We start from the raw sequence: 5431 nt of genomic DNA, 5'->3' as shown, positions 1-5431 counted from the left end.
TCTTGCCCTGTTGTAAGCTTCTGCTGCTGGAGAGTACCAATGTTTTCGCACTTCTATATCTTTATTAGAGTAGCTAGCTATTGTTTGTTTCAGATTTTCCATAGCCTACTCATTGCTGTGCGCTAACAAAGTACAAAATTAGTATAAAACTATTCTGCTATTACTCTTTTTACATTTCTAGCCAGTTGCGCTTCGTCCAACTTAACAACTGAACTTCCCCACATGGTCATTGCTCCTGCTCCGAACGAACCATTGGTTGTCACGCATCTGGCTAGGTTACATCGTGGGTGCTGTTGATGCTGGCGCTTATCTGTTGTATGACGGCAGTTTCAAGAGTTTTCGTTACTTGTGCATGTATAGAGCCTATTTGGGATCTTGGATGTAGAGCTGAATGGCACGCTTGTAAAGGTAAAATCGTTGAGGCGGCAGGGGTGCTCTTGAGCAAAGGAGCAGGGGAGAAAGAAGAAATTTTAGGCATTGCGTTCAGATATTTAGAAATTCCCCTCTGCCCCCCTGCCCCTCTGCAATCCTTACGCCGCTTCCCCTTCAGCTTAACTTAGTGCCATTCGATGTAGAGCTAAAATCAATAATAAATGCTATACTCCAGTAGCTTAATCGACAATCAATTTTTGGGAACGCAAAAGCATCAATGGTGATGATGCAACCAGATATATCTAGCATTTCTAACAGTGCTATGATAAAATCACGATTTAAACCTATTCTCAATTCAGATTTTTGTAACTGCGAATTGCGAACTTGTACTGAGCGCAGCCAAAGTATTGCGAATTGTGAACTGTACTTGACCAATCCCCCAAGTCCTCATCATGCAGAGATACCTGGTAGTAGCCGCAAGCTAGGCGATGTGTCCGACAAGGCGCAAAGCGTCTAAGAACTGTATAGGAAAACCCGATGAGTGGCACTTCTCGATTTATACAGGTGACGATGATTTAATTGGCAGACAGTGCAGCAAGTCGTTGAAATGCCGATGGTACAGGAAGATTTGCCAACTGCTGGCGGATTATCTCGACACACTCCGCCGAACTGAATAAGGAGGTATCAACTTCCATGTCATAAATACCAGGGATGTGAACTTCGCTCTGCCATAACTCAATCGGATGTGGCACTGAGGAGCCGAGAACAGTATCCATGTTCTGGCCTGTATTCCATCGTCTTTCCATAATTACCTCAATTGGGCAACGAACACCCACGAACAAAACGGGTAATCCATCTAAACGCCGAGCGCAATTGACCAGAATACCCCGCTTGATGGCGTATGCGTCATGATGTCCGACATCAACAACGACATTGATCCCCAAACGGCTGTGAGCAGCAATAGATTCATACATCGCACTGTACAAAATGGGAATCAAAGGTTCAATATCTTGGCGTTCTCCCCCTGGTCGCAGACCAATTCCCGGCAAAAATCTTGCAGGAGTCATCTGCATAAACCCATCGACCCCCAAGTTCATCCATAGACCATTAAATGATTCTTGAATGGCTGTGGCAATACTCGACTTGCCTGAGCGTGGAGTACCATTGAGGATGATAATCTGCCCCAGATCATGTGTCTGTTCCATGATTTTTCCGAGCATAGTTGATAAAAATGTAAATAAATTACTAACTCCGGTCTGTGAGCAATTCAACTCGATAAAATTCAGATTTTGAGGGAGAAAACAGATTTAAACGGGACGCTCCCAAGGTTCACCGTACTGTCGATAACCAACTCGCTTGAAGGCAGAAATCATCCGCTCGTTACCCACCCAAGTATCACAAAACACTCTCCAAACGCCTACTTCTTGTAATGTACGTGTTCCTTGGGACAAAAGATCGTTTGCAAAACCCTGTCCTTGATACTGGGGCAGAACGCCAATATCGTAAATAGTTCCTTCCTCTTTGCCATCCTTGGCGCATCCTGTAAAAATAATCTGGAAGCACTTTAATAGATTGTAATAAATTTATCAGGATTTTTAGTAATAAATATTCTGCACGTCCCAATTCTCGCTTGAGGTTTGTCTGGTAAATATTTGTAATACACAGATCAATATAGGGACGCAAAGCCTTGCGCCCCTAAGCTTCTGAATTCTGCGGGAAATGTGGTTTGGATTAGAGCCGGTCAGTTTTGTTGACTATTGGAGTTTTATCAGTGTCAACATCTAACTCTTCACGTCGAATTGTTTCTTCAACTTCAACGGTTTCTTGATCTACTACTTTTTGTACTCTGACTTCTTCTCGCAAAAAAGCTTCTTTTTGAACATCAGCAACTTCTTCATAAAGTTCCATGTGTGCTACTTCACCTTCACGGAAGTTAGCTGTTCCAGGAGATACAACTTTACCTGCGTCAGTAGGGGTAACTCGCTCAATGATGATTCGCTCTTTTTCCACGGGGACAGAAACTCTTGCAGTTTCGGTTTCTACATGCTTACCAATTGCAACTTCTCCGGTTTTCCGACGCTGTTTGTTAGCAACTAGCCTTTCTTCGTAGAGTTTAAAGGTTTGGTCTTCGCTGACATCATATAGATCCGCGTCGTAAGCGTATGTGTAGTTATTGCGATCATAAGTGGGAGCAGTAAGTCTAGAGGTTGCATCTAGAGGTGCTGAACCTTCTACAGACGGTGTGCGATATGCACTACGCACCTTTTCTTCATAATCGTAATTGAGTGCTGTATGCTCTTGATATTCAGGCAAATTTTCTGCTTGCTCTCTTGTTAACCCAATGACATATACGCGGTTTGCTGTAGAGTCAATGCGCGATTTTCCCACTGGTAGTAATACTTTCTTACCAGAAATCCAAAAGCCTAAGTCAACAATTAAATAGCGGAATGCTCCTAGCTCATCTACTACAGCATCACTCACCGTGCCAATGTTCTGATCAGTTCCCTGAACATATACGCTCATCCCTTTGATGTCACTACCTTCAATAGCGTTATAGTAGTTTGGATCAAACTCACTTATTTTCTGGAGTGGCATTCTTATATTCCTTAGAACTTTACTGTTCATTTCTTAAATGATACCAAACTTAGTTTAAGTAAATCTTCTTTCGTAAGGTTGATTTTGCTAGTTTTGAAACTGCTCCGAAGAAGTAATTAAACATAATGAACTTAATTGTGAATCTTCAGTAAAAAATAAAAACACCAGACATAGTATCATATTTATTGCTAGCTTAAAAATTAGTTGATAAATAATTTTTGACATTTTATGCAGCTACTTGCTAGCTTTTGTATAGCTACTTGCTAGGATAGTATATCAATAATAAATTTAGCAGAACTGATAGATATAAAGCATTGTAGTTAGTTTTAATATTTATTAATGCTTAACATTCGAGACAAATATGCTGATATTTTGTAAGGTTAATTATTCGATTCTTAAAAATGTTATGTTACTCTTAAGCAGGACTAAAAATCCTTCTAAAGAAGGATTTTTTCCACCATATATTCTGTTTAGTTTAATAAATAAGCTTGATTTTGTCCTCGCTTACCTATTACTAAATAGATATCCGGATTTTGTTGTATGCAAATATTAAATTTGGTATAAAAGCTTTGTACAGGCTGGCTTACAATATTCTCGATCAATGTAATTTAGTACTAAGACTAGGTATATATAAGCGCTTATTTTCTCTTACTAAAGACAGTTATAGCCCTTCCTATAGAGAGTAGTGAAACCTATATTATTTGTTTACTCTATAAATACTGTAATCAAAAATTAATTAGCGATTCTTAGTCCAGTTAAATTTAATCAAGTAACTGTGTTTTAAACATGAAGCTACCTCAAATAATTAGCACAATATTTGCAGCAATTACCTTTGGATACCTTGGGTCTCAATATTTAAGTAGAAAATTGATGTATCTCATCGGTGTTGGAATGGCTGGAGTTGGTGCAGTAGCATCTGTTACTCCCTCTAAAAGTCAGAAAAAGTTAGAATCTGAATTTCAGCAACAACAAAAATAATTACAATTAAAGAAATAAATTATAAGAACAACTTATGGTAAAATTCAGGAGCCAAAATAGTTAAAGAATTAGACAAACATTTGATAGGATATCCTATCTCTAAAATTTCTCTTTTATTTGTAGTGTAGCGCAGCCCATTATAAGTTTATAATACTCTATAAAAATGATTAAGCCTAAAAATTTGTATCGCGGACACTTAATGGAAAAAGTTGGTCACGGTAAAAGAGCGGTATTTCAAACAACTGTCAACGAAAAAGAATAGTCTGCTGTGACTGAATTAGAGGTAAAAACAGCAATTGATGCTTGGATTGATGAAGGAGTGGAGCCTTAGTTATTGCCTACATAGCTATACTTTGTGCCGACATGAATAATTGGCTTGCAAAACTGGGAGGCACAGAATAGCCGATAATTGACCCAGCCGTAGCAGTTTCATTGGGAAAGTCGTACCAACCGGGAAACCCTTGCAAGATTGCAGCCCCTGCAATAGACAAGGATTTGACCGTACCATCCGGTAACCAGATATCAGCGAACTTACTACGGTTGCAACCTTTGTGATCGGTGAAATGCGACCGCAGTATCGTATTGCAAGGTAAATGTCCAGGTTTATATTTAGACTGTGTACGCCCCCCCAATCTTTCTATTAGCAGTGGTGTTGGCGCATTCCCGGCTAAAAATTTCTCCAAAGCTTGCCGTTGTTTGGGGAGTAGTTGGGAATCGGTCATGGTAGGGATGAGATGCGCGATCGCCTCATACCAACCTATTGGTTTTCTGTGAGCGGGTATTGCAACGCGAAAACCTCTACTGCCAACCAGGATTAACCGCCGCCGCGCCTGGGGCAACCCAAAGTCAGCCATGTTGACCACGCTGTAATCGACTAAGTACCCCTCAAGTTCCAAAGTATTCAGGATGATGGCAAAACTCTGACTGTTTTGATAGCGCGGGACATTTTCTAGCGTAAACACCCGTGGCTGCAACTGTCGGATGGCTTCAGCAATAGCGATCGCTGTAAGCAAGATTTATAGTACTTGTACAGAGGTATAAATAATTGCCAAATTATAAATTGAATGCTGGTAATAGATGATTATAGTAAATTTATATACTTTATTGATGTGAATAACTTGGTAGAGTATTTTTGTGAAAGTGCGCCTACCGTAGGCGATCACCAATCCTTTGCCTTTATTACAACCGCCCCTCCATAGTCTACGATTGCTCCCTTGAGGTGATGGGGCAGCGCTTGAAGGGCGAATGAGAAGCATTGGTTTCCAAAATCTGACTGATGGTGTTACAGCAATTGTGGCGTTTTGTACCAGAGGTTCATACAGATACCCACGTGGTAAATATGCATATCTTACGATTACGGAGAATTTTAACCCTATGTCTACCGGAAGAATATAGAACATCGCGCTAATATTAAGTAATATTCCGATAGGAATAGACTTGTTCTAATTTTGAAAGTTTTGAGTAGGGGAGAACATAGGCGGCTGTC

General features: G+C 40.2%; 5 protein-coding genes. 1 reads left to right on the top strand and 4 read right to left on the bottom strand.

Features of this window, described 5'->3' with window-relative positions:
- Nucleotides 1-947: 947 nt before the first annotated feature.
- The 3 genes from H6G97_RS44290 to H6G97_RS44280 all read right to left on the bottom strand — a co-directional run bounded on the left by H6G97_RS44290 (nucleotide 948) and on the right by H6G97_RS44280 (nucleotide 2967).
- Nucleotides 948-1577, bottom strand: a complete 630-nt coding sequence (locus tag H6G97_RS44290) for a chloramphenicol phosphotransferase CPT family protein (protein WP_190946831.1) — start codon at nucleotides 1575-1577, stop codon at nucleotides 948-950.
- Between the two features lie 102 nt (nucleotides 1578-1679).
- A complete protein-coding gene (locus tag H6G97_RS44285; protein WP_338421977.1) occupies nucleotides 1680-1922 on the bottom strand; it encodes a GNAT family N-acetyltransferase in 243 nt (80 codons plus the stop codon).
- Between the two features lie 181 nt (nucleotides 1923-2103).
- Nucleotides 2104-2967 (bottom strand): DUF2382 domain-containing protein, encoded by an 864-nt coding sequence (locus H6G97_RS44280; RefSeq protein ID WP_190946830.1) that lies wholly within the window; start codon nucleotides 2965-2967, stop codon nucleotides 2104-2106.
- A gap of 786 nt (nucleotides 2968-3753) precedes the next feature.
- Between H6G97_RS44280 and H6G97_RS44275 the strand changes: the two genes are divergently transcribed.
- Nucleotides 3754-3945 carry a hypothetical protein gene (locus H6G97_RS44275; RefSeq protein WP_190946829.1) on the top strand — a complete coding sequence of 64 codons (192 nt, stop codon included), beginning with the start codon at nucleotides 3754-3756 and terminating at the stop codon, nucleotides 3943-3945.
- A 338-nt stretch (nucleotides 3946-4283) separates the two neighbouring features.
- Here H6G97_RS44275 and H6G97_RS44270 read toward each other — a convergent pair whose 3' ends face one another.
- A complete protein-coding gene (locus H6G97_RS44270; RefSeq protein ID WP_242056031.1) occupies nucleotides 4284-4958 on the bottom strand; it encodes a DNA cytosine methyltransferase in 675 nt (224 codons plus the stop codon).
- Between the last annotated feature and the right edge of the window lie 473 nt (nucleotides 4959-5431).

Origin of the sequence: Nostoc flagelliforme FACHB-838 (assembly GCF_014698065.1) — a bacterium.
GTDB lineage: Bacteria > Cyanobacteriota > Cyanobacteriia > Cyanobacteriales > Nostocaceae > Nostoc > Nostoc flagelliforme_B.
The sequence above is the reverse complement of the archived record's forward strand: the minus strand, read 5'-3'. Positions and strand labels throughout refer to the sequence as shown.

Bases quoted from the DNA above. Each gene is read 5' to 3' on its own strand.
- H6G97_RS44290 (WP_190946831.1), bottom strand. From the start codon at position 1,577: ATGGAACAGACACATGATCTGGGGCAGATTATCATCCTCAATGGTACT.
- H6G97_RS44280 (WP_190946830.1), bottom strand. From the start codon at position 2,967: ATGCCACTCCAGAAAATAAGTGAGTTTGATCCAAACTACTATAACGCT.
- H6G97_RS44275 (WP_190946829.1), top strand. From the start codon at position 3,754: ATGAAGCTACCTCAAATAATTAGCACAATATTTGCAGCAATTACCTTT.